Here is a 24,169-nt window from a genome sequence, read left to right on the forward strand (position 1 = left end):
GGAAATCACATGAAAAAATCATTAACGGCAGTTCTCGCAATCGGCGCATCGTTCGGGGTGCTCGCAGCTTGCGGTACAGAGACGGACAGTGGATCTGAAGAAACAGTCATCACAGTCGGGACGGAAGCGACATACCCGCCATTCACATACAAAGATAAAGGTGAAATCACAGGGTATGACATCGACGTGTTGAACGAAGCGGCAGAGCGTGCCGGCTATACGGTCGAGTATGAGCCGATGGACTTCAAAGGACTTGTCCCGGCACTCGACGCGGAACGCATCGATATGATCGCGAACCAAATGAGTATCACACCGGAGCGTGAAGAGAAGTATGCGTTCTCGGATACGTACGCGGTATCAGGTGCACAAGTCATCGTCGCTTCAGATAACGAAGACATCCAAGGCATCGACGACCTTGACGGTAAAGTTGTCGGTTCGACACAAGGATCGGTTTACGCCCAGATGGCTGAAGAAGCTGGTGCTGAAGTGAAGTTCTATAAAGGCGCGAACCAAGTGCTGCAAGACCTTCAAGTCGGACGTCTCGACGCAGCACTCAACGACCGTCTCTTCATCTTGACGGAGCTCGAGAAGACAGGCTACGACGTGAAAGCGGTCGGTGACGTCTTCAACAAGAGCGAGGCGGGTTACATGACACGCCAAGACAGCGACGTGCTCGATCAGTTGAACGAGGCGCTTGCTGAAATGAAAGAAGACGGAACGATGGCTGAAATCGGTGATAAGTACTTCGGTGAGGACATCAGTCAATGAATGAACTGATCACGACCGTCATCGAGAACCGTTCGGCCTATATCGAAGCCGTACAATTGACGTTGATCGCCAGTATCCTGTCGATTATCCTCGCCTTGGTGCTCGGTCTGATCATCGCGTTACTTTACAGCAGTCCAATCAAAGTGTTGCGGTTGTTCACTCGGACGTATACCTCGTTCTTCCGGGGCACGCCACTGCTCTTGCAACTGCTCATCTTGTACGTCGGCTTGACCGGATTCGTCCAATTGAGTGGGATGCAGGCGCTCATCTTCGGATTGGGTCTGCACTTTGCGGCTTATATCTCGGAGGCGTTCCGGGCAGCCATCAATTCGGTCGATCGCGGACAAGTCGAGGCGAGTGTCGCCCTCGGGATTCCGCGGGCGAAGCGCTTTAAAGACATTATCTTCCCACAAGCGTTATCACGGGCCATCCCACCGGTGTCGAACTCGGTGATTGATATCATCAAGTCGACGTCGCTCGGGTCGGTCATCGCCGTGCAGGAGTTGACGTACGTCTCAGACCAGATTGCAGCGACGACCTATTTGGTCATGCCGCTCCTCTTGTTCTCGGCCTCGATCTATTGGATCTTGTCGACACTTATCCAAGCGGGGCAGCATCGGCTCGAACGTCGCTATGCGACCCGCTAAACGAAAAATCCCCTCGATTCCAAGAATCGAGGGGATTTTGTATTAACGGATGACGAGCTCTGTCTCAGAGTCGAAGAAGTGTGCTTTCGTCATGTCGAGCGCGAGTTCTACGTCGTCACCCATGCGGATGTTCGAGCGGCCGTCGATGCGGGCCGTGAACTGGTGTCCACCGAGCTCGGCGTAAAGGTAAGACTCGGCACCCATGAGTTCAGATACATCGATGTGTGTTTGGAACGTGTGTGTCGTCGGAGAGTCGATGTAGATCGGCTCATCGTGGATCGATTCTGGACGAATCCCGAGGATGAGTTCTTTACCGATGTAACCGCGGTCGCGAAGACCTTTCATCTTGCCTTCAGGCACGTTGATTTCTTCGCCGTTCACGACGAACTTGCCGTCTGCGAGTGTTCCGCGGAAGAAGTTCATCGAAGGCGAACCGATGAAGCCGGCAACGAAGATGTTATCTGGGTTGTCGTATACTTCTTTCGGTGAACCAACTTGTTGGATGATCCCGTCTTTCATGATGACGATACGAGTCGCGAGTGTCATCGCTTCTGTTTGGTCATGGGTAACGTAGATCGTCGTCGTATCGAGACGGTTGTGCAACTGGATGATCTCTTTACGCATTTGTACGCGAAGTTTTGCATCCAAGTTTGAGAGCGGCTCATCCATCAAGAACACTTTTGCATCACGGACGATGGCACGACCGATGGCGACACGTTGGCGCTGACCACCTGAGAGTGCCTTCGGTTTACGTTGGAGGTATTCTTCAAGTCCGAGGATACGAGCCGCATCTTGGACGCGACGGTCGATCTCTTCTTTCGGGAACTTCCGAAGCTTCAAACCGAATGCCATGTTGTCATAGACGCTCATGTGCGGGTAGAGGGCATAGTTTTGGAAGACCATCGCGATGTCGCGGTCTTTCGGCGCCACGTCGTTCATGCGTTTGCCGTCGATGATGAAGTCGCCGCTCGAGATTTCTTCGAGTCCTGCGATCATGCGAAGTGTTGTCGATTTACCGCAACCAGACGGTCCGACGAAAACGATGAACTCCCGGTCTTTAATGTGCAAGTTGAAGTCGCTGACGGCTTTCCCGTCACCACCGTCGTATATTTTATCAATATGATTCAATTGAATTTCTGCCATTGTCGTTAGCCTCCTGAGAATGTGTTCTTGTATAATAGCGCTTACAAGATTGATTATACGATGAAACCGCTTGCACGAGATATGTACACGTTGCACAAAAACAGTTACTCAGATTTGTGCAACGTGACAATCAGTTGGAGTAAACTCGCATCATAAAACTGACGAGCGTCATATCCTGTCAGTTCATAGAGCCGATCGAGCCGGTAATTGAGCGTGTTCCGATGCATGAACAGCGCCTTCGCCGTATGGGACACGTTCAGCGAGTTTGCGAACAGCGCCTCTAACAATTCGACGCTCGTCTTATCGAGTATCGAATACGCCGCCTCGGTCAATTGGAGACGTGTGGCAAAAGTCTCATGGTCTTGTAGCAAGTAATGGTATAATAATTGACTAGCAGGGTAAGTTTTAGTAGGGAGTTTCGCGAACGGGCGCAACGTCATGTGTTGATGGTAAAGCGTCCCCAACACACCGAGCGGCCGCTCACTAAAGATGACGTGCGCTTCGACGTAGCAGTCGCTCGCGCCGGCACGCAATACATCCTCGAAATCAGACAAGTCGACGAGTTGGTTCATCTCAATGATTTCAACGTGATGTCGCGTCATGACGACAATCTCCGCTTCTGGCATGAAGTCGTGTAATATCTCTAAAAATTGCTCGAGCGATTCCCTCTCTTGATAGTGGAGCGATAGCGACAACAGACGGAACGGTTGCGCGATCCGATATGAATCGGTGAGCAGGCGGTTTTGCCATTTTTCTTGACGGGGGTCGGCGGTCGTCAAAAACGGTGTCGCCGACCATTCGAGCAGTTGCCGTTCACGCTCGTTCAACTCGCTTTTTGGCAAGCCGAACACGGTCCCGTCATGTGCTTGATACCAAGCATAGTCTCCGGATGCGTCTTCCGACCGATGGACAACGGTCGGGAAAATCGATTTAATACGATCAAACGTAGTCAACACAATCACCTCTTCAACAATGTATCATATTTCAGAACGGGGGCAGGCAGTTTGGATAGTCTACTAAAAATATTCATCATGATCGCCATTGGGGCGACAATCGGGGGAGTGACGAACTTCCTCGCCATCAAAATGTTATTTCGGCCCCACGAGCCAAAGTACATCGGAAAAGTCCGAGTACCGTTCACACCGGGGTTGATTCCGAAACGCCGCGACGAATTGGCGACGAGTCTCGGCAAGACGGTCGTGAAACACTTGTTGACGCCTGAAGGGATGCGGAAGCGCCTGCTCGACGAACAAGTGAGCGGCCACATCACCTATTTCGTCCAAGAGGAAGTACGGACGATGCTCCGTTCGGACAAGACGATCCGTACACTAGTCGAACCGCTTTATCCGGACGCCGAGTCGCGTGTGTTGACGGAAGCGGACACGAAACTCCGTCAAGAGCTCCGGCTCGTACTTGCTGACGTCAAGTCACGCAAGCTGTACGAACTGCTCGGTGAGGACGGGATGGACCGTGTCCGTGACGTGATCCCGGAAATCGTCGATGCGATGCTCGTCAAATCAGAAGAGTATTTCTATTCGGCGGAAGGAGAGGCTCAGCTGCGGTATATGGTCGACTCGTTCGTCCAACGCCGGCTCGGGTTTATCGCCGGGTTCATTCAAAATATGAACTTCGTCGAGATGATTCGCCCGGAGATTGTCAACATTTTACGTGGCGGGTCGACTCGGTCTGGAATGGCGACGATGATCACGCGCGAGTTCGAACGGTTCAGTGAGCGTACGGTCGACACACTCTTAGATGAGCGATTAGAAGACCGATTGATCGATGGGGTGACGACAGAAGTCATCACCCGTCTCCCGATCGGCGAATTGCTCGACCGGACCGTCTATTCGTATACACGAGACGTCGAGACGCGCATCGTCGACGATCTCGTCCCGAACGGGGTTCAGCTCGTCATCGAGCGGTTCACCAATCAAATGGAGACGGTGATGGACCGTCTGAAAATCGATCAAATCGTGCAAGAGCAAGTCCAATCGCTCGATACGTCGTACCTCGAGGAGATCGTCTTATCGATCTCGAAACGGGAGTTCCGGGCAATAACATGGCTTGGGGCGCTGTTAGGTGGTATGATTGGTTTGATTCAAGGGTTGATTGCCATCGTTTGATCGGCCACGGCCCTAATAGTATTTAGGAGGACGTCACATGTCACAAACAAACTTGTACGATCATGCTAACCAATTGGAAAAAGCACTTCGCGAATCTGAGGAGTTCACAAATCTCTCTTCATTATACGATCGTGTCAATGCGGATGCAGAAGCGAACCAGTTGTTCGCTGACTTCCGTGATATCCAAATGACGCTTCAGCAAAAGCAAATGCAAGGCGAAGAAATCTCAGAACAAGAGATGATGGATGCTCAAACGAAAATGATGAGCGTTCAACAGAACGAATTGATCATGGAGCTCATGCAAGAAGAGCAACGCATGCATCAACTGGTCACAGAAGTGACAAAAATTATCATGAAACCACTTGAAGAGCTATACGCTCCGATGGTTAATGAAAACGAAGTTCAATAACACCTGTGCGGATGGCTTTCGAGCCATCCGTTTTTTTTGTTGACCGACTTGTCAAATTCATTATGATAGCGCTTACATATTATGGGGTATAATAACCTTGTACATCAATTCACAAGAGAGGGTGGACGTCATGGTCACCTTGTTCATATTAGCGGTCATGATCATCTTTTTCATCGGGGGCTGGTTGCGGGCCGATCTCGTCGCACTCGTCGGGCTAGTCGCGCTCGTATTGACACAGCAACTGTCGCCTGTCGAAGCGATGGCGGGTTTCTCGAATCCGGTCGTCTTGATGATCGCCGGACTATTCATCGTCGGAGCGGGCCTGTTTCATACAGGGCTCGCCGAACGGCTTGGCGCTGGGCTCATTCCTTATGCGAAAGGGAGTGAGGTGCGTCTATTTCTCGTTCTGATGGTCACCGTGACGTTTCTATCGAGTCTCATGTCGAACACGGGGACGGTCGCGCTCTTGATCCCGGTCGTTCTCGCCATGTCGAGACAAACGGGTACGAATCCGGCAAAACTGTTAATGCCGCTCGCGTTCTTTTCAAGCATCGGCGGGACGATGACACTCATCGGGACCCCACCGAACCTTGTCGCCGCCGAGGCGCTCCGTAGTGCCTCAGTCGGAACGCTCGGTTTCTTCTCGCTACTGCCAATCGGGTTCGCCGCCGCCGTCGTCGGGCTGCTCTACTTTTATGTCATCGGGAACCGGTTGCTCGATGCGGGCGAGGTTCGTTCGGTCGTCGTCGCCCGTCTGCCGATGCCCGAGTTGAACATCTACGCGCTCACGCTCACGAAAGGTCATCCGCTCGTCGGGAAAACACTCCGAGATGTGAAGTGGTCACGTGACGGTTTGATCGTCCTCGGTGAAAAGCGAAAAGGGCTCGCGCATCGACTCGTCACGGCCCGAGCCGATACGGTGCTCTATGAGGGACGTGTCCTCGTTAGCGGCGCAGAAGCGGATGTTCGACGCGTCGCCCGTCAAGAAGGGGTGGTCGTTGAACCGATGGAGCTGAAAGATGTCTACGGGAAAGAGTCAGGCGTCGCTATTTTCACCGTCCCGTCTGATAGCCCGCTCATCGGTCACTGTCTCTCGGAGAGTCGGTTGCGGAATGACTACCGCTTGAACGTGCTTCAAGTCATCCGCCCGAACGAAGAAATTGCGATGACACGGTTGAAAGATGTCCCGTTAGAGCGAGGCGATATGCTCGTGGCCCAAGGCGAGTGGGGCGATTTAGAAAAAGCGGGTGACGAGACACACTTGTTGCTCGCGAACGAGCGCGTGACCGATGTCGCTAACCGAGCTGTGTCCGAGCGCCATCAACTCGCGGCCGGTCTCATCATGCTCGTCATGATCGTGCTCCTCGTCTTCGAATGGGTCGACCCGACCGTTGCCGTTTGGCTCGCGGCCATCGCGATGGTGCTGACGGGAGCGGTCCGGCATATGGACGTTGCCTACGAGTCGGTCCAATGGTCGTCGCTCCTGTTGATCGCCGCCATGATTCCAGTCGGGACCGCACTTGAAAATGCGGGTGTCATGACCTGGCTCGTCACATGGATCAGTGAGTCGTTCGGACGTGCTGGTCCGGTCTGGGTGCTTGTCGCCATCTTCGTCGCAACGATGGTGCTCAGTCAAATCATCTCCAATACGGCGACGGCCGTCTTGTTCGCACCGCTCGCCTTATCGCTCGCCGCGTCACTTGAAGTCAGTCCGGTGCCGCTCGTCGTCGCCGTCGCGGTTGCGGCATCACTCGCGTTTATGACGCCGTTCGGCTCACCGACGAACGCTATGGTGTTCAGTATCGGCGGCTATCGCTTTTTCGATTTCGTTAAAGTTGGTTTGCCGCTACAATTGATTGTCGCGGTCGTCGCGATTTTTTCGATTTTATCTCTCTTCCCATTCTGAAAGAGGAAATTTTTGTTAGTTGACGAATAAGTTATCAACAATGAACTGATGAGGTGGACAGATGATGTGGAAACGAATCGGCATCTTGTTGGCGGTCGTCTTGCTCGCGGCCTGTTCAGATGCGAGTGGGAAGCCGGAGCCGACGCTAGGGGCGGACGCCAAAATGGCCGAAGCGTATTTAGAAGAGCAAGGTTATGAGCTCGTCTCTTATAAAGGGAATCGGACGTCGAGCTTTGAGAAATCGGATTTGCTTGAGCTGCTGACTCGTAGTACGTGGGAAGTCCAGACGACGCCTCCGGATGAATACATCGGACGCAACATTCGGCAAGAGCATTTTATCGTCCGCAACCATCCGCTCGGTCAGGCGAACGTCTTTGTGATGATGGTGGACGGTGAAATCATCGGCGGTACGTCGTTCCCGGATTCGGCCGAGCCGCTCGTCGGCAGTTCGTATTCGCTAGACGGCAAAACGTCGGAAGAGCTACATCCCGATTATTGGACGTGGCGCGAACAATGGGAGACTAAATATAGCGAATAAACAAGCGCCTCGGGTTCCCGGGGCGCTTCTGTTATGAGGCCGTGCCTTTTAGTTTTCCAGGAAGTTTGCACCGTTCGAAATAGATGAGTTGCCCTTGGCGGACGATGCGCGCTCCTTTATGGTCGTGACCGGCCTCATGGAGCATCGCTAGCCCTGTCGCTTTTCCTTCTTCGTCGTTCGTTGCCTCGAATGAATCATTAAGTAAAATCGTGCCGTCATTCTCGAACGCAGTGACTGTGTACATGTTCAAACGGATCCCCCCCTTTCTTTCCATTGTACTGAATCACCATTCATTCTTCAAGCGATGGTTTCGTTAGTTCGTCGAACGTGAGCTGACGGGCCGTCTCCGTTCGGGGAATCAAATCGGAGACGGTCATGCCGATTAGACGGACCGGCTCGTTGATTGACATCTCGTCGAACAAGCGTCGGGAAAGCCGTTTGATCTCATCATGGTCATGGGTCGGATGGTTCAGCTTGATCTGGTGACTGCGTGCTTGAAACTCGCTCGTTTTGATTTTGATCGTCACGGTTTGACAACTCAATTCACGGCGGTCGAGCTGCTGCAACACGTCTTCGATCTCAGGGATGACGCGCTCATACACTTCCTCCGGGTCGTCGAGGTCAAAGGCGAACGTCGTCTCCGAGCCGATCGACTTGCGTTCACGGGTCGGGACGACGGGACGGCTGTCACGTCCGTGTGCGAGTTCGTATAACTGGACACCACGGTCATGGCCGAGGATGGCCTTCAACTGTTCAGGTCGCGATTGCTGGATGTCGGCAATCGTTTCAAAGCCATGTTTGAAGAGGATTTGAGCAGTCACTTTCCCGACACCGTGCATCGCCGTGATTGACAGCGGGGCGAGGAACGACTCGACTTCGTCCGCGGCGACGATAGTGAGGCCGTTCGGTTTGTCGAACCCGGAGGCGATTTTGGCGACGAACTTGGACGGAGCGACTCCGGCGGAAGCGGTCAGTCCGGTCCGGCGTTTGATCTCACCGAGAATGTAGCGCGCCACGTAAGGAGCCGACGTGCTCATGAGTGAGTTCTCGGTGACGTCGAGGTACGCTTCATCGAGCGATAGCGGCTCGACAAATGGCGTCACGGACTTGAAGATCTCCATCACGTCTTGGCTCACTTGCCGATACGCCTGAAAGCGCGGCTTGACGAACGTCGCTTGCGGGCACAGGGCGAACGCCCGGCGTGACGACATGGCGCTATGCACGCCGTATTTCCTCGCCTCATACGAACAGGTGGCGACCACTCCACGGCTGTGGGGGGCGCCACCGACGACGACGGGCTTATTTCGCAAATGAGGGCGGTCTCGTTGTTCGACGGATGCATAGAACGCATCCATATCGACATGTATGATTAAACGTTCCATCGGCATCTCCTTTCTGTTTCAATCGACTCCTTTCATTATAGCGAACTTTTGTTCGTTTTTTTACTGTTTTGTTCTCTTCCTCTGTTTTTCCATTTGTTTTTGGTTACGGATTTGATTCGGGAATTGTAACAGAGAACCAATCCAATTTTTTTGTTTTAACCAAGCGTAAACTAAGCCCGTGAAGAGAACAATCATGACCCAAGCGAATAGATAGCCGAGCGGCCATTCGAGTTCTGGCATCTGTTTAAAGTTCATGCCCCAGACGGCACCGAAGGCGACGACCGGTGTCGTCAGCGCCGTGAAGACGGTCAACGCCTTCATGATCTCGTTGCCACGGAAATTTGACAGCGTCGAGGCGAGGTCGGTCAAGGCGATGACATCGCCTTGGTAGTGTTCGATCAACGTCAACAGCCGGTCGACACGGTACTCAGCAAGGCGATAAGACTTCAGCTCATTCAACTCTATGTCGAGGAACGCCTCTCGTCCCGCCATCAGTAGCTCGCGGTACGGGACGACGGTATCTGACCAGCGTTCAATCTCGCTCCGCAGCCCAAATATTTCGTTCATGAACTCAGGCGGAACTTGACCGCTCATTTGACGCTGTGCCATCATCAGACGTTCCTCGTATTCATCGATCCCGTGGAAATAATAATCCATCTTTTCGGCGAGCAGGTCATAGAACGCTTCAATCGGTGTGTCATATTGTTTCGCTGCGACGCTATCGCAATACAGATCATCAAACCCGATCGTCCATAAAAAGTCACGCGTCACGAAGTAATGACCGATTTTCTGCGGTTCGCGTTCGAGCTGCTCATAGTCGAGCGTAAGCGAACCGTACATGTAGTCCTGCTCGACGATGATTTTCGTCACTTTGGCCGTTGTCAGTTGTTCGAGCCAATACGTGTATGCTTCCATATAGTAGTCGTCAACGTGTACGATTTCCTCAGGTCGTGTGTACCAAGTCCAGTTCATCTTGTATTCCCCCAATTTTCTTCTCTCCTCAAGTATTCCCGGTTTACTGAGAAAGTTGGCATCTAAGGCGAACTTTCGTTAAGATGGAAGTACTGACAAGAAGAGAGGTGCTTTCATTGACGACTAAAATCGGTCAGCTCAAAGTGGGCGACACGTTAAACCAATATGTAATGATCAAACAATCATATCGAGGGCTCGCCGGGAACGGGAAGCCTTATCTGACGCTCGTTTTATGCGATGAGAGCGGCGAAATCGAGACGAAGGTGTGGGATAGCGCCGATACAGAGAAGTACGGGACGAAAAAGATTGTCCACGCCTCAGGAGAAGTCATGGACTATCGGGGCCGGACGCAACTCAAACTGAAGCAGATCTCGATTATCGAAGGGGAGACGGACATCGCCCCGTACGTCCGCTCTGCGCCGATTCCGAGGTCGGAGCTCGAGACGACGATCCGGGCGTATATCGACGCAATCAGTCACGAGGGTATGCGGGAACTCGTGACGACGATTGTCGACCGAAACGAAGAGACGTATTTCACGTATCCGGCGGCGGTGCGTCATCATCATGCGGTCTATTCAGGTCTCGCGTTCCATGTCATGTCGATGCTCAAGCTTGCTGGAACGATGTGTGACTTGTATCCACAGTTGAACCGTGACTTGCTCGTCTCAGGTGTCGTCTTGCACGATTTGGCGAAAGTCATCGAGCTGTCGGACGCGATCACTCCGGAATATACGCTCGAAGGCAAGCTGCTCGGTCACTTGTCGCTCATGTCGTCCGAGATTGAAGTCGTAGCCCGCGAGCTCGGGACCGACCGCGAAGTCACGACGTTGTTACAACATCTCGTCTTGAGTCATCACGGGAAGCCGGAGTGGGGCTCGGCAAACGCGCCGCAACTTCCGGAAGCGGAGATGCTGTTCTTCATCGACAACATCGATGCTCGGATGAACATGTTCGATAAGGCGTTCGAAGGTGTTGAGCCAGGAACGTTCACAGAACGGGTCATGGCGCTTGATAACCGGGCGTTTTACAAACCGAAATTATAAGAAAAGGCAGGCATCCCGCGGGACGCCTGCCTGTTGCTTATTGTTCTGTCGACTCTTCGGCCGGTGCTTCTTCTGACGTTCCTTCTTCTTCCGCTTTGAGTGCGTCTTTTACTGCGTCGAACTGTGTTGAGGCTTTCGCGTCTTTCACGTCAACGTTGTATTTTTCAATCAACTCAGCGTAGATTTTGTTGGCGTCGACTGAAGCTGCCTTTTCAGTTGCCACTTCTTCACGGATGCGGTCTTTCTCATCTTCGAGTTTGAGATCTTTCTCTTTACGGTCAACGACTTTGATGACGTGGAATCCGTATTGTGATTGGATCGGCTCTGAGACTTTACCGACGACATCTTCTTGGAACGCGTAGTTTTCGAATTCAGGAACCATGGCGCCGAGTGAGAAGTAACCGAGGTCACCGCCTTTTTCACCAGAACCGTCTGTCGATTTTTCTTTCGCGACGTCTGCGAAATCAGCGCCATCGTTGATTTCTTTGATGATCGCTTGCGCTTCTTCTTCCGTCTCGACGAGGATGTGGCTCGCCTTGACTTCAACGTTCTCTTTGGCGAATTGAGCTTCAATTTCTTCGTCCGTCACGTCGACGAGTTCAGACTTCGCAGCATCGACGAGCATCTGGCCGCGGAGCGCCTCTTTGAACTCATCCGTGTCTGTCATGCCAGCCTGTTGGATCGCTTGTTCGAACTCTTCTTTCGAGTTGAACTGCTCTTCCGTCTTGCTGAACTCTTCGTCGACTTTTTCTTGCTCGACTTTGTCGCCATACTCTTTTTCGAGAAGTGCGTTCATCGTTTCTTGGAAAGCGAGTTGTGGGACCATACGGTCGTAGCTCATGTTCGCGATTTCACCGCGCGTGATTTCGCCACCTTCGAAAGAGACAACAGTTGAGTTGTCAGAAGATCCGCCGCTCGTTGCAGCGTACGTTCCACCTGCACCGATGAGAAGCGCGATTGCCGATGCGCCGACAAGGGCACCAGTTGAAAACTTTTTGTTTTGTTTGTTTGGTTCATTCGTCATTCCGTTTGACATATATTCCACCCCTAAAAATCTATAAGTTTCTATGTTCGACTATACCACATTTTGTTAATGATGACAGCTGTTCGGTTACCTGTGTAGTATCATAGCACAGAAACGTATCGTATAATGATGAAAGAGAATGTGAAATGATGGGGTGGGAAACGTGTCGTTAGAAGAGAAAGTTAATCAGTTGTCTTTTCAGGTGGAGCTGTTGCTCGGACTAGTCGATTGGTCGAGCCGGCCATTTGAATATGAAGTCATCAAAGCAAACTTGACGAAAGAAGAAGTTGCGGACTTCTATCGCTTGCTCGACGAGATTCGCCATCAACAAAACGAGCAAAGGCGTTACGGCTTGTCGTCCGTAGAGCCTTTGCTCGTCAGTTTCGTAGGGATGTTGCATCCGTCGTTAGACCCTGGAGTCACCTTGGCGGCGTGCGTCAAACAAGGGATTGCTCTCGAAGTTACAGAGCCCCTGTATGCACACGTCAAGCTTCTTTAGTCACTTCGTCATCCTCGGGACGACGTCCGGCCTCTTCAGAAATCATTTTTGATGTTTCAGCGAAGATGTCCATAAAGTTATCGCCGTAAAGGCGGCGGACGATGGCCGTGATGTCCGTCAAGTCTGGGAACTTCCCATATAACTCCTGTAACGGGAGCGAGGCACGGAACACACCGTTCTCTTCAGGATCGAACGCATGAATCGTTTCGAGCAAGAGCGCTTCGCCTTCAGGTGTCAACTGTACATAAGTATTACGTTTGTCCGTTTCTTTTTTAGAGAACGTGAGGAGACCACGATCTTCTAATTTTTTCGAAAAGTTGAACGCGGTCGATACGTGCATCACGCCATATTTCGCAATCTCAGAGATTGAGGCGCCACCGAGCGCGTGGGCGATCCATAAAATATGATGCTCGTTTATGTTCAAATCGAAAGGCTTGATCCAGTTCTGCCAGTCTTTTTCGACCGTCTTCCACAATGCTTTACTGAGCTGAATGATTTTATGGCTATAGAGCATGGCCTCAGGGCCAGAGAATTCTTTTTCATGTTCCATCTCAATTCATCCTTTCCGGATACAAAGTGACTAAAACGACGGACGATGCCTAAAGACCGGTCAGTCGGTCTTCTTCGCTTTCGCTTCGGTCATATCTGACTGTACGTTTGAAAGCTCGTTTAGGTTTCCTTGGATCTGCTCGATTGAAGGCTGAATGTCTTGTTGATAGCGTTCGACCTCGGCTTTCACTTGATCCGTCAATTCTTTGCCTTGTAACTTACCAGCCGCCACCACTTGTGAAGCATCTTTGGCAACTTTTTGGAATTGTTCTTTCAACGTAGTGATTGTAGACGCCCGATGCTGATTCGATGCGGCATCGTTGGCTGTTCCACGAGCAATCTTTTTCACTGTCGCTACGCCTAAAAACGCTACGACAAAGCCAAAAGCAACCCACTCGCGACGATTGTGACTCGACAATACATTCCCCTCCTCAAGCACGATAATGCTAGAATACATTCTTTTCATATTATTTTACCAAAAAAGAGAGATTAAAAACCTATATCTCAAATAAAATTTTTCAGAACATTCAATTTTGACCGAAAAATCATTTTATTTTAAAATGAGGTCAAAGGAAGGTGACCTCCAGTGGACAAGCAAAAGCGTTGGTTCGATGACATGCTAGACTTGTACAACGCGGCGAAACAACTGGGAGATGACCCTTGGGCACATAAAATAATGGAAGCACTCGAGGCGGGATACGAAGCGTCAGAACAGAACGAACAGACGCGTAAACAAACTTTGCTTGAAAAGCGACTTTTTGAAATCGACACCCGTCTAAATGAATTAAGAAAAGAGTTCGAACAAGCGGAGTCTGTCAAATCTCGTCAGCAACTGTATGAGCATGCGATCAAATTGCAAATAGAACGGGCACAAATTGAAGAAGAGCGGAAGCGGCACTTCAATTCGATCAACTCGTCATGACACACAAGAAAACGGACCAGGCTCTCGGAGGAGTCTGGTCCGCTTGTTTCGTTCAAACACGTTGTTTGATTTGAGCCGCGAGCGAGCTCATTTCTTCTGGCGTGTACGCATCGTTATGGGTTTCCCATTTCGCGTCGAAGCCGTCTTCGTGGCCGTATCGCGGGAGCAAGTGAATATGGAAATGGTACACTGTCTGACCGGCGATTTGTTCGGCGTTCGAGAGGACGTTCATCCCGATCGCGCCCGTTTCGCGTTGAATCGCGCTCGCGATTCCCGGGACTGCTTTAAAGACGTCACTTGCGACGTCGCTCGGAAGTTCGTAAATGTTTTTGGCATGATGTTTCGGGATGACGAGGGTATGGCCTTTCGTCACTTGGGAAATGTCGAGAAAAGCGACGACGTCATCATCTTCGTACACTTTGTAAGAAGGGATGTCGTTGTTGACGATTTTACAAAAGATACAATTGGCATCGGTATGCATCGTATTTCCTCCATTCATGAAATGACTGATCGATTTCATCATAACACGGAAGTTCAGGCGAAAGAATGATTGTCCTCGTTCTCACGTCATCCTACAATAGAAGGACAAGAGAAAGTGATAGGAGTGGAGAGAATGGCGTATGAACGATCGAAGAAGACGACAAGGCAGCGCAAGATTCGCCTCGTCATCGTCCTAGCCGTTTTGCTCGTCTTAGCGACGGGGGCAATCTATATATGGGGCTATAAGCCGGCGGAGGCGAACGCGCAAATCCACGTTCGATTCAAAGAGGCTCTGTTGACAGAAGACGTCGCTTTCTTTGAGCAGACGGTTGAATATGAGACTGAGCCGCTTACGCGCGCTGAGGCACTCCGGTTCATGCGTTGGCTGAACGAAGAGAAATCGATTCGAGGTGAGGCGATCTCTGAGGTGGCGGCGGACCGCGCCGATGAACGTCAAGGTATGGAGTCAGTCGGGTTGTTCCGCTTGCTTGATACGGGAGACGGCCGGTTCGGTTTTGCGGATTATCGGATTGAGCTGTTACCGCAAACGTTCGTTGCGACGTCAGACGTGCCGTTGACGAACATATGGGTCGATGGGACACAAGTAGGCCGGATTGATGTGGCGGGCGACAGCTTGACGGTCGAGCGGATGCCAGGCCGGTACGACGTCAAAGCCGTCGCGGTCGTGAACGGGGAGACCGTCACGCGAACGGAGACGGTGACGCTCGTTCGGGAGGAACAGCTCGCTTTCGCGCTACAGCCCGAAGCGAACGAGACGATCGCCGGTCAGTTCGATATCGAGCGGGTCGAGCTGATCGAGATTGAAGTCGAGGCGAGGACCGGGCATTCGCTTGAAACGATTGAGTCGGTTATGAACAAGCGGGAGAAGGCGGTCGTCGAACAGCTCGGTGAACCGCTTGAACGGGACGGCGACGTGTGGCGGTATGACGGCATGGATGTGACATTTGTTAAAAAGAAAGTGAACCAAATTGACATCGATTTGGACAAACGGACGGACGATATGGTCGCCCTCCTCGGTGAACCGAATGAACGAATCGAGACAGAGCTTGGGATCGAGTGGCGTTACGATCGCTCGCTGTTCGAATCGATTTTCACGTTGCTCGGTTTAGAAACGGATAAACGCTTCATCGAACGCGACGGGGCGATGTATTTACTGTTAAGTTGAACGGAAAAACGGGACCCTCGTGTCGAGGGTCCCGTTTTTGTAGCACTGGATTAGCGCTTTTTGTTCATTGATTTCATAACGAACGATACGATCAAGATCAAGATAATCGCACCAAGAAGTGCTGGAATAATCGCGATGTCAGCGATGATTGGTCCGAAATCAGGGAAGATCAATCCACCAAGCCAAGCACCAATGATACCAGCGATGATGTTACCGATAACGCCACCTGGTACGTCTTTACCTAAAATAAGACCTGCTAACCAACCGATGATACCTCCGACGATCAAATAAAGAATAAAACCCATGCAAACATTCTCCTCTCTGTTTTGTCCATTGTTCTCAATAACAATTTTATGGAACAATGGAAGTGATGAATAAGTTTTTAAAATGCCTTACAGTAGAGAATATTCCCATGTGACAATTTTTAAAACATATATCACAAAAAAAAGTTGAAAATAAGGGGTGGAGTTTTCATGTTACACGTCGAACACTTGAACGGCGGTTATATAGGTAAACAAGTGCTACATGATGTTTCGTTTGAAGTAAAAAAAGGTGAGCTCGTTGGGCTGATAGGGCTAAACGGTGCCGGGAAATCGACGACGATCAAACATATTTTAGGATTGCTTGAACCGATTTCGGGATCAGTCGAAGTCGACGGAGAAACGTTGCAATCATCCGAAAAAAATTATCGTAAGAAAATAAGTTATATACCTGAGACACCGATTTTGTATGACACGTTGACGTTACGTGAACATTTGTTGTTGATGGGGAAAGCGTACGAGATCGACAGCCGTGACCTCGAGATGCGGACGGAACGATTGGCCCGCGACATGCGTATGGAGAAACAGTTGGACTGGTTCCCATCCGTCTTCTCGAAAGGGATGCGCCAAAAAGCGATGATTCTGAGCGCGCTCGTGACGAAGACGCCGCTCTTGATCGTCGACGAACCGTTCGTCGGTCTCGATCCGCTCGCGATACGTCAACTGCTCCGCCTATTTGATGAGTATAAACAAGATTGTGCGATTCTCATGTCGACGCATATCCTCGAGACGGCGGAACGTCACTGTGACCGGTTCGTGTTTCTCCATCAAGGAGTCGTGATCGCGACCGGTACGGCAGCGCAGTTGCGTGAAAAATATGCGCTCCGTCCTGACGCGACGCTCGATGACATTTATGTCGAGGCGATCGAGGCCGAGGAGCGGGCGCAATGAGGGTGTTTAACGCTCGGTTTAATGGTTGGATGGAAGAAGTCGTGAAGTATAGCCGCTATGTGGCGAACGGGGGTCTCTTGTTCACGCTCTACTTCACGCTCATTTACGGAGGGTTCGTCTACAATCAATTTTTAAACGAACTCGACCCGGCGTTTCCGAGCGAATGGGTCGTCGCGCTCGTGTTTTTGCTCTTGCCACTCGGGCATCGGCCGCGGACGTTGCTTCAAGAAGCGGACCAAGTGTTTTTGTTGCCAGAGCTCGGTGATATCCGTTCGTATATGAACGGGGTCCGTCTGTTCAACGTCGTGTTTGCGAGCGTTCGGGCGCTCGTCGCCATGCTCGTCGTCTTGCCGCTCATCGTCCGGACGCAAGCGCTCACGCCGGCAGAAGTAGGCGCCATCGTCGCAGCGAGCGTGTTGCTTTCGGCAGCGGGTCGCCTCGCAAAGCTCGAATTGGTCTCAAACGTGGTGCTCTTCAGTGCGCTCGCGAGTGGAGTCATCATGATTTTCGGTGTCCCGTTATTGACGCCGGTGCCGGCGCTTGTCGCGCTTGTCTTGCTTCATCTAAGACGACACGACCGCATCCCGCTCCTTGATTGGCTCACGCTCGAGCAGAAGAGCAAGGCGCAGTTCGACCGTGTCATCAGTTGGTTCGTCGACTTGCCGGCGATGCGGGAAGAAGTGAAGGAGAGAAGTGTCATCGTGCGAGCGCTCGAGCGTTCGGTGCTCAGACGCGCGGATGCCGCGCGTTATGTCTATGGCTTACGCGTCATCCGTTCGAAAGACTCGCTCGACCTCGTGTTCCGCCTTTCTGTCGTGGCGTTCATCGTCATGTGGTTGTCGGGTGGCTGGTATGTCGGCTTGGTCGTCCCGCTGTTCGTCGGTTTGACCGCACTCCAACTCGTGCCGCTCTTCAAACGGCTCGATACGATGTCGATCGCTTCATGGTTGCCAATCACGCGTCTTGAACGGTTGGCGGGTTACAAATGGTGGATGAACCGCTTACTGATTGGTCAGTTGGTCCTCCTGACGCTCGGGTCGGTCGCGTTCGGTGCTAGAGTTGACGCGGTCGCGGGAGTCGTGCTCGGCTATCTTGTCATCCGTTACTATTTAGGGCGGTTGAAATGAATAAGGGACACCCTTCCGCGTGGAGGGTGTCCCTTTGACTGCTGTTATTTTTTTGGTGACATGACCGACACGCTCGAGCCGAGAATCTTCGGCAGACGAGCCGGAGTGTCAGTTTCCGCATCGATTTCACCGTACGCCGATACACCGTGCTCGGCGATATCGAGTCCGACGTCTTCTTGCTCCTCAGTGACACGGAGACCGATCGTCATGTCGAGTAGTTTTAAGAAGGCGTAGCTTCCGCCTCCGGCGATGACCATTGCGATCAAGACACCAAGCGCCTGGACGCCGAGTTGTGACAAGCCGCCACCGTAGAAGAGGCCGGCCGAACCGATGCCGGTGATCTCGACGAGACGCGGTGATGCGAAGAACCCGAGTGCGAGTGTTCCGATGATGCCAGCGACACCGTGGACTGAGAAGGCACAGAGTGGGTCATCGATATACTTCGCCATGAGGATGCTCGTGCCGTATGTTGCGATGGAAGCGAGAGCGCCGATGACGACAGCGGCCCATGGTTCTACAAAGGCACAAGCGGCTGTGATGGCGACGAGCGCACCGAGGACACCGTTGACGACTGAAGGGATATCGGCCGTCTTCTTGTGGATCATGACGATGGCGAGCGCGCCGAGCGCACCGGCAGCCGTAGCGAGCATCGTCGTAAGTGCGACATAACCGAAGAATCCGTCAGCGACCGACATCGTCGATCCCGCGTTGAATCCGAACCAACAGAGCCAAAGGACGAGTCCGCCGACGACCGTCAAGACGTGGTTATGACCGGCGAGTGATTCTGTTTTCCGTCGTGGTTTCAAGATGATCGTCGCCATGAGGGCAGCCATCCCACCTTGAAGATGGACGACGGCTGAGCCTGCGAAGTCTTGCATCCCCATTGAGCCGAGGAGTCCACCCGCCCAAACCGAGCGAGCGACGATCGGATAGAGAATGGCGACGAAGAAGATACCGAATAAGACGTAAGCCGACAGTTTAGCCCGTTCCGCAAATCCGCCCCAAGCGATTGCGAGCGCAACGGCGACGAATGACAATTGGAACAAGAATTTAATGTCGAGCGAGACGTTGGCCCAGTCGAGGCTCGTGAACGATCCGTTCAAAAAGAATCCTTCAGTCCCGAACCAGCGGGTACCATCCCCGAATGAGAGGCCGAACCCGACGGCCCAAAAGGCGAGTGCCGCCACAGAGAGGCTGATGATTTGTTTGACAGCGACATGCCCGGCGTTTTTAGCCCGGAGCGTCCCGGTCTCGAGTAAGCCGAAACCAAGTTGCATCGTCAAGACGAGCAGTGCGGCGATGAGTACGAACAGCGTGTCCATATAATACATAATTTCTTCCATGTTGCGATTCCTCCTTTTAGCAAGTGTGATTTCAAAAGTTGGTTTCAGTTTAAGACGAAATGAACGGGTTGGATTGCAATTTGTCAGATTATCTGACATAGTTTTTTTGAGAAGGGAGATGGCGGACGATGGACTACAAGTCGAAGAAAGTGATTGGAATGGGCGTCATTACCGAACTGACCGGGCTTTCTGAACGACAAGTGCGCTATTATGAGGCGAAAGGACTCGTCTTCCCGGAGCGGACAAAGGGAGGCTCGCGTAAATATTCTTTCCATGACGTCGAGCGGTTGATCGACGTGGCGTCAAAGCTTGAGGACGGATGGCGGATTCAAGACATTAAAGAGCGCGAAAAACGTCTATCGACGAGACAGCGTGATGAATTGATCCGGGGTCAGCTCAATTCGGCGTTCCGTACGTATCCGACAAAGAAATGACACAATGAAAACACAATGAAAATGCTTCACATTAGCATTATTCTAATTAATTTCTGTATAATGTTTTTGAGTTCACATACCTATAGAAGAAGAGTGTAGGAGAATTATAGAGGGGAATGACGCGACGTATGAACGATACTATTTTGAAGGCGTTTCGAGGAGAGGCGACAGACTATGTGCCGGTCTGGTATATGCGCCAAGCCGGACGCTACCAACCAGAATATCGTGAGATCAAGAAAACGAGGACGTTGTTCGAAATCACACACGATTCAGAACTATGCGCCTACGTGACGGAACTCCCGGTCAAGCAACTCGGAGTCGACGCGGCCATTCTGTACAAAGATATTATGACGCCACTCCCGTCGATGGGCGTCAACGTAGAAATTAAGAGCGGGATTGGCCCGGTCATCGATAATCCGTATCGGACGATGGAGGACGTCGAGCGCTTAAAACCGCTGAATGTCGACGACATTTCGTACGTGCTCGAGACGATCCGTTTGCTTCGAGAGCGTCTTGAAGTTCCGCTCATCGGATTCTCGGGAGCACCGTTCACGCTTGCGAGCTATATGATTGAAGGCGGTCCATCGAAAAGCTATCATCGGACGAAAGCACTCATGTACGCTGAGCCGGACGTTTGGAACGCGCTCATGGACAAACTTGGAGACATGGTCATCACGTACGCCAAAGCACAAGCCGAGGCCGGTATCCAAGCGTTCCAATTGTTCGATTCATGGGTCGGGACGCTCAGCCGCAAAGATTATGTCCGTTACATTAAACCGACGACTGAGCGCATCTTCACTGAATTGCGCACACTCGACATCCCGCTCATCATGCACGGTGTCGGAGCGAGCCATCTTGTAGAAGAATGGCAAGATCAGCCAATCGACGTCGTCGGGCTCGACTGGCGCTTGTCGGTTCAAGAAGCGCGCGATCGCGGCATTACGAAAGCGGTGCAAGGAAACTTGGACCCGTCGTTCTTGCTTGCACCATGGCCGGTCATCGAGGAGAAAGTGAAAGAAATCCTCGATGAAGGAATGAAACAACCGGGCTACGTCTTCAACTTGGGACATGGGGTGTTCCCAGAAGTCGACCCGGCCGTACTCGTCAAATTGACAGCATTTATCCATGACTATTCACGTGAAAAAATGGGAGGCAAATCATCATGAAAACAGTCGGATTACTCGTAATGGCTTATGGAACACCATATAAACCGGAAGACATTGAACGATATTATACGCACATTCGTTACGGACGCAAGCCGGCACCGGAAGCGCTCCAAGATTTGACGGAACGCTATGAGGCGATCGGGGGCGTATCTCCGCTCGCGAAGATCACAATCGACCAAGCAGAGACGCTTCGAGACATTTTGAACGAGCGTCACGCTGGTGAAATCGACTTCAAATTATATATCGGTCTCAAGCATATCGAACCGTTCGTCGAGGATGCGGTCGCGCAAATGGCGAACGACGGCATTAAAGAAGCGGTCTCAGTCGTTCTTGCGCCACATTATTCGTCATATAGCGTCAAGTCTTACAACGGACGCGCCCATGAAGAAGCGGCGAAATACGACATCGAGATCCGTTCGGTCGAGTCGTGGTACGATGAGCCGAAATTTATCAATTGGTGGGCTGAAGCGATCAAAGAGACGTTCGCGAACTTGCCGGTCCCAGCTGAGAAGGCATGCTTGATCGTGTCGGCGCATAGCTTGCCAGAGAAGATTTTGGCCGGTGGCGACCCGTACCCGGATCAGTTGAAAGAGACGGCAGATAAGATCGCGCAAGCTGCTGGTGTCATCAACTATGAGGTCGGTTGGCAGTCTGAAGGCAACACGCCGGATCCTTGGATCGGGCCGGACGTCCAAGATTTGACGGCTGAACTTCACGAAAAACATGGCTACGAGGCGTTCGTCTATACGCCGGTCGGTTTTGTCGCTGACCACCTTGAAGTGCTCTTCGACAACGACGTGGAATGTAAAGTCGTTTGTGACCGCCTTGGCGTTCACTATGCACGTCCAAATATGCCAAACGCAGAGCGGAGCTTCATCGAAGCCGTCGCAGATCGGATGGAAAGCGTGATCGTGCATCATGCGTAATTTGACGATTGTCGGTGGTGGGATCACAGGTCTCACCGCCGCTTTTTATGCCGAGCGTTATTTGCCGGAAGACGTGTCGATCACGCTGTTAGAGGCGAATGACCGGGTGGGCGGAAAAATCGATACGTTTGAGACCGGCGAATTCGCGGTCGAGCGCGGTCCTGACTCTTACGTGTTCAGGAAGACGGCGATGACCGAGTTGATCCATGACGTCGGTCTCGGGGACGAGCTCGTCCGGAACGGGGTCGGACAAGCGTACGTCTTGCATCATGACGGGTTACATCCGATCCCGAAACAGACGGTGATGGGCATCCCGCTCGACGTCGACGCGTTCAAGCAGACGTCGCTCTTGTCAGAAGACGAGCACGCGGCATTGCGGACCATGCTGTTGTCGCCCCCAGACATCATTCCCCCAGAGACGGACGTCTCACTTGGCCTCTATCTTCGAGAACGGGTCGGGGATCCGATTGTCGACCGATTGATCGAGCCGCTATTGTCGGGTATTTATGCCGGCGATATCGACAAGATGAGTGCGCTGTCGACGTTCCCGCAGTTTATCGAAGGTGAGAAGAAGTACGGTAATCTATATGAAGGGATGCGCCATCTTCGTCCCGAACAGCGTGTCGCTGAAGTCGGCGCAAAGAAAGTCGGACAGTTCGCTTCGCTCCGGCGAGGTTTGAAGTCGCTGACGGACCGTCTCGCGGAACGGCTTGAGCGGACAGAGGTCATCTTGAACTGTTCGGTCGAACAAGTCGAGGAGATGGAGACAGGCTATCGTCTGCTCACGAATCGTGGCGATATGGATTCAGAGCGTCTCGTACTGACGGTCCCGCCGCGTCTCATTCGTCAGTTCTTACCGAAAGTCGACAGTGATTTCTTGGCCGATATGAAGCCGCATGCGACCGCGACGTGCTCACTCGTCTTTAAAGAGACGGACATCGAGCTCCCGTTCGTCGGTACGGGCTTCGTCACGAGCCAAGAAGCGGACGTGATGATCACGGCGTGTACGTTCATCGATCAAAAATGGCCACACGCCGTGCCGGACGGCTATCATGTTCTCCGTGTCTTCCTCGGCCGTCCTGGTGCTGACGAGATCGTCGATGCACCGGATGAGGACATCGTGGCGACGGCGCTCCATGACTTGGGCGGTTTGATGAACATCAAAGCCGCACCGCTCCAGGCGGTCGTCAGCCGGCTGCGGGACGGATTGCCGCCGTACGCGGTCTTCCACGCCGACCGGGTGCGAGCGCTTCGGGCCGAGATGAGCCGAGTTTATCCGGGCGTGCTGCTCGCGGGGATCGCCTACGACGGGATCGGCATGCCGGATTGTATTAAGAGCGTCCACGAGCAGATCAAACAGTTAGCAGAACTTGGTTAAGGATTTGTGAAGAGAGGTGTCGGATTTTTCCGTCGGCCTCTCTTTTTGTTATAGTTAGAAGCGAAAGAGAAAAAGAGGGAGTGGATGTTGATGACAACGTATAAACTGTTCGTATCCGATATGGATGGCACGATTCTGCACAACCACACAAAAATCGCACCGGAGACGGCTGAAATCGTCCGCGCCGCCGAAGAACAAGGGATTCGCTTTGCGATTGCGACGGGACGCAATTACTTCAACGCGAAAGAGATTCTCGATGAGGCCGGTCTCACATGCCCGATCGTCTCGTCAAACGGAGGCCGCGTCTTGACCGAAACGGGAGAAGTGCTCCATGAAATCGATTTGACGGTAGAAGAAGCGCTCGAAGTCGTGTCGGTGCTTCATCAAGACCATAAGTATTCGGACATTTTCTACGAGATGTATTCGGAAGCGGGACTTGTCGCAAGTCGCCTCGATTTGATCGATGCGACGATGGAGAACTTGAAGCAAAATGGTGACGACCGGTCGCTCGAGATGTATGAGTTCTTCCGGAAGCGTTATTACGTCAACGAAGACGTCCGTCTCGTCGAGGATATCGAGGACTTCATCAAAAACGAGGCTGGACGCGTCTATAAATTCATCGCGTTCTCAAGTCATTTTGAGAAGATGTCATCACTATGGACTGAAATCGATGAGCGTGTCGACGGGGTATACGTCACGTCATCAGGGAACGACAACATCGAAGTGATGGCGAACGGGGCCGACAAAGGTCACGGCGTCAAGAAGCTCGCTGAGCACTTCGGTGTCGATTTGTCAGAAGTCGTCGTCATCGGTGACAACTTGAACGACGTGCCGATGTTTGAAGTCGCCGGCAAAGCGATCGCGATGGGCAACAGTCACGACGACTTGATCGCGATCAGCCACCATGTCACGGAACGTCATGACGAGTACGGCGTCGCGAACGCGTTGAAACGCATCATGAGCGGTGAATGGAAGTAAACAGGTTGTAGAGTG

The 24,169-nt window shown here is 52.2% G+C and carries 28 protein-coding genes; 17 read left to right on the plus strand and 11 right to left on the minus strand.

Features of this window, described 5'->3' with window-relative positions:
- Positions 1-9: 9 nt before the first annotated feature.
- Both A6395_RS12085 and A6395_RS12090 read left to right on the plus strand, forming a co-directional pair.
- Complete coding sequence (locus A6395_RS12085) at positions 10-768, plus strand: transporter substrate-binding domain-containing protein (RefSeq protein ID WP_071399206.1); 759 nt, start codon at positions 10-12, stop codon at positions 766-768.
- Positions 765-1,415, plus strand: a complete 651-nt coding sequence (locus A6395_RS12090; RefSeq protein WP_016510211.1) for an amino acid ABC transporter permease — start codon at positions 765-767, stop codon at positions 1,413-1,415. Before A6395_RS12085 ends, A6395_RS12090 begins: the two co-directional genes overlap by 4 nt.
- A 42-nt stretch (positions 1,416-1,457) precedes the next feature.
- Here A6395_RS12090 and A6395_RS12095 read toward each other — a convergent pair whose 3' ends face one another.
- Both A6395_RS12095 and A6395_RS12100 read right to left on the minus strand, forming a co-directional pair.
- Positions 1,458-2,558 (minus strand): ABC transporter ATP-binding protein, encoded by a 1,101-nt coding sequence (locus A6395_RS12095; protein WP_070327880.1) that lies wholly within the window; start codon positions 2,556-2,558, stop codon positions 1,458-1,460.
- A 104-nt stretch (positions 2,559-2,662) separates the two neighbouring features.
- A complete protein-coding gene (locus A6395_RS12100) occupies positions 2,663-3,514 on the minus strand; it encodes a PucR family transcriptional regulator (protein ID WP_071399207.1) in 852 nt (283 codons plus the stop codon).
- A 48-nt stretch (positions 3,515-3,562) separates the two neighbouring features.
- On the opposite strand from A6395_RS12100, the gene A6395_RS12105 reads away from it, so the two are divergent.
- From A6395_RS12105 to A6395_RS12120, 4 genes are all read left to right on the plus strand, one after another.
- Positions 3,563-4,681 (plus strand): DUF445 domain-containing protein, encoded by a 1,119-nt coding sequence (locus A6395_RS12105; RefSeq protein WP_233589629.1) that lies wholly within the window; start codon positions 3,563-3,565, stop codon positions 4,679-4,681.
- A gap of 37 nt (positions 4,682-4,718) precedes the next feature.
- The gene (locus tag A6395_RS12110; protein WP_016510204.1) at positions 4,719-5,090 is read left to right on the plus strand and encodes a YlbF/YmcA family competence regulator; all 372 of its coding nucleotides are present in this window, start codon (positions 4,719-4,721) and stop codon (positions 5,088-5,090) included.
- 130 nt (positions 5,091-5,220) lie between these two features.
- A complete protein-coding gene (locus A6395_RS12115; RefSeq protein WP_071399208.1) occupies positions 5,221-6,996 on the plus strand; it encodes an SLC13 family permease in 1,776 nt (591 codons plus the stop codon).
- A 61-nt stretch (positions 6,997-7,057) separates the two neighbouring features.
- Complete coding sequence (locus A6395_RS12120; RefSeq protein WP_071399209.1) at positions 7,058-7,534, plus strand: hypothetical protein; 477 nt, start codon at positions 7,058-7,060, stop codon at positions 7,532-7,534.
- A 31-nt stretch (positions 7,535-7,565) separates the two neighbouring features.
- Here A6395_RS12120 and A6395_RS12125 read toward each other — a convergent pair whose 3' ends face one another.
- Genes A6395_RS12125 through A6395_RS12135 form a run of 3 tightly spaced genes read right to left on the minus strand, consistent with a single transcriptional unit; the run spans position 7,566 to position 9,888 of the window.
- A complete protein-coding gene (locus A6395_RS12125; protein ID WP_233589627.1) occupies positions 7,566-7,778 on the minus strand; it encodes a YhzD family protein in 213 nt (70 codons plus the stop codon).
- 46 nt (positions 7,779-7,824) lie between these two features.
- Positions 7,825-8,916, minus strand: a complete 1,092-nt coding sequence (gene dinB / locus A6395_RS12130; RefSeq protein WP_233589626.1) for a DNA polymerase IV — start codon at positions 8,914-8,916, stop codon at positions 7,825-7,827.
- 60 nt (positions 8,917-8,976) lie between these two features.
- Positions 8,977-9,888, minus strand: a complete 912-nt coding sequence (locus tag A6395_RS12135; protein ID WP_071399236.1) for a magnesium transporter CorA family protein — start codon at positions 9,886-9,888, stop codon at positions 8,977-8,979.
- Positions 9,889-9,971: 83 nt separating this feature from the next.
- Here A6395_RS12135 and A6395_RS12140 point away from each other — a divergent pair, with 83 nt between their 5' ends.
- Entirely contained in the window at positions 9,972-10,931 is a 960-nt protein-coding gene (locus A6395_RS12140; RefSeq protein WP_071399212.1) for an HD domain-containing protein, read from the plus strand.
- A 37-nt stretch (positions 10,932-10,968) separates the two neighbouring features.
- Here the strand turns inward: A6395_RS12140 and A6395_RS12145 are convergent, their stop codons facing one another.
- Positions 10,969-11,967 carry a peptidylprolyl isomerase gene (locus tag A6395_RS12145; RefSeq protein ID WP_071399213.1) on the minus strand — a complete coding sequence of 333 codons (999 nt, stop codon included), beginning with the start codon at positions 11,965-11,967 and terminating at the stop codon, positions 10,969-10,971.
- A 151-nt stretch (positions 11,968-12,118) separates the two neighbouring features.
- On the opposite strand from A6395_RS12145, the gene A6395_RS12150 reads away from it, so the two are divergent.
- Positions 12,119-12,454 (plus strand): DUF1878 family protein, encoded by a 336-nt coding sequence (locus A6395_RS12150; RefSeq protein ID WP_071399214.1) that lies wholly within the window; start codon positions 12,119-12,121, stop codon positions 12,452-12,454.
- Here the strand turns inward: A6395_RS12150 and A6395_RS12155 are convergent.
- Positions 12,441-13,004 (minus strand): HTH-type transcriptional regulator Hpr, encoded by a 564-nt coding sequence (locus tag A6395_RS12155; protein ID WP_071399215.1) that lies wholly within the window; start codon positions 13,002-13,004, stop codon positions 12,441-12,443. The genes A6395_RS12150 and A6395_RS12155 overlap by 14 nt on opposite strands.
- 60 nt (positions 13,005-13,064) lie before the next feature.
- Complete coding sequence (locus A6395_RS12160) at positions 13,065-13,421, minus strand: hypothetical protein (RefSeq protein WP_233589624.1); 357 nt, start codon at positions 13,419-13,421, stop codon at positions 13,065-13,067.
- Between the two features lie 168 nt (positions 13,422-13,589).
- On the opposite strand from A6395_RS12160, the gene A6395_RS12165 reads away from it, so the two are divergent.
- Positions 13,590-13,925 (plus strand): hypothetical protein, encoded by a 336-nt coding sequence (locus tag A6395_RS12165; RefSeq protein WP_071399216.1) that lies wholly within the window; start codon positions 13,590-13,592, stop codon positions 13,923-13,925.
- A gap of 52 nt (positions 13,926-13,977) precedes the next feature.
- Here A6395_RS12165 and A6395_RS12170 read toward each other — a convergent pair whose 3' ends face one another.
- Positions 13,978-14,406 (minus strand): HIT family protein, encoded by a 429-nt coding sequence (locus A6395_RS12170; protein ID WP_071399217.1) that lies wholly within the window; start codon positions 14,404-14,406, stop codon positions 13,978-13,980.
- A gap of 132 nt (positions 14,407-14,538) precedes the next feature.
- Here A6395_RS12170 and A6395_RS12175 point away from each other — a divergent pair, with 132 nt between their 5' ends.
- Positions 14,539-15,591: a hypothetical protein gene (locus tag A6395_RS12175; RefSeq protein WP_071399218.1), complete on the plus strand. Its 1,053-nt coding sequence runs from the start codon at positions 14,539-14,541 to the stop codon at positions 15,589-15,591.
- Positions 15,592-15,641: 50 nt separating this feature from the next.
- On the opposite strand, the gene A6395_RS12180 is transcribed toward A6395_RS12175, so the two are convergent.
- Positions 15,642-15,896 carry a GlsB/YeaQ/YmgE family stress response membrane protein gene (locus A6395_RS12180; protein ID WP_070327866.1) on the minus strand — a complete coding sequence of 85 codons (255 nt, stop codon included), beginning with the start codon at positions 15,894-15,896 and terminating at the stop codon, positions 15,642-15,644.
- Between the two features lie 168 nt (positions 15,897-16,064).
- On the opposite strand from A6395_RS12180, the gene A6395_RS12185 reads away from it, so the two are divergent.
- Both A6395_RS12185 and A6395_RS12190 read left to right on the plus strand, forming a co-directional pair.
- A complete protein-coding gene (locus A6395_RS12185) occupies positions 16,065-16,802 on the plus strand; it encodes an ABC transporter ATP-binding protein (RefSeq protein WP_071399219.1) in 738 nt (245 codons plus the stop codon).
- Positions 16,799-17,929 carry an ABC transporter permease gene (locus tag A6395_RS12190; protein WP_084813060.1) on the plus strand — a complete coding sequence of 377 codons (1,131 nt, stop codon included), beginning with the start codon at positions 16,799-16,801 and terminating at the stop codon, positions 17,927-17,929. The genes A6395_RS12185 and A6395_RS12190 overlap by 4 nt, the downstream gene beginning before the upstream one ends.
- Before the next feature lie 44 nt (positions 17,930-17,973).
- Here the strand turns inward: A6395_RS12190 and A6395_RS12195 are convergent, their stop codons facing one another.
- Complete coding sequence (locus A6395_RS12195) at positions 17,974-19,272, minus strand: ammonium transporter (RefSeq protein ID WP_071399221.1); 1,299 nt, start codon at positions 19,270-19,272, stop codon at positions 17,974-17,976.
- 128 nt (positions 19,273-19,400) lie between these two features.
- On the opposite strand from A6395_RS12195, the gene A6395_RS12200 reads away from it, so the two are divergent.
- The 5 genes from A6395_RS12200 (at position 19,401) to A6395_RS12220 (ending at position 24,154) form a co-directional block, all read left to right on the plus strand.
- On the plus strand, positions 19,401-19,706 hold the full coding sequence (locus A6395_RS12200; RefSeq protein WP_071399222.1) for a MerR family transcriptional regulator: 306 nt from the start codon (positions 19,401-19,403) through the stop codon (positions 19,704-19,706).
- A 116-nt stretch (positions 19,707-19,822) separates the two neighbouring features.
- On the plus strand, positions 19,823-20,872 hold the full coding sequence (gene hemE / locus A6395_RS12205) for a uroporphyrinogen decarboxylase (RefSeq protein ID WP_070327861.1): 1,050 nt from the start codon (positions 19,823-19,825) through the stop codon (positions 20,870-20,872).
- On the plus strand, positions 20,869-21,798 hold the full coding sequence (gene hemH / locus A6395_RS12210) for a ferrochelatase (protein ID WP_070327860.1): 930 nt from the start codon (positions 20,869-20,871) through the stop codon (positions 21,796-21,798). Before hemE ends, hemH begins: the two co-directional genes overlap by 4 nt.
- Positions 21,791-23,176: a protoporphyrinogen oxidase gene (gene hemG, locus A6395_RS12215; RefSeq protein ID WP_071399223.1), complete on the plus strand. Its 1,386-nt coding sequence runs from the start codon at positions 21,791-21,793 to the stop codon at positions 23,174-23,176. Before hemH ends, hemG begins: the two co-directional genes overlap by 8 nt.
- A gap of 90 nt (positions 23,177-23,266) precedes the next feature.
- A complete protein-coding gene (locus A6395_RS12220) occupies positions 23,267-24,154 on the plus strand; it encodes a Cof-type HAD-IIB family hydrolase (protein WP_251139037.1) in 888 nt (295 codons plus the stop codon).
- Positions 24,155-24,169: the final 15 nt, after the last annotated feature.

This window comes from Exiguobacterium sp. SH31 (genome assembly GCF_001816105.1).
GTDB lineage: Bacteria > Bacillota > Bacilli > Exiguobacteriales > Exiguobacteriaceae > Exiguobacterium > Exiguobacterium aurantiacum_A.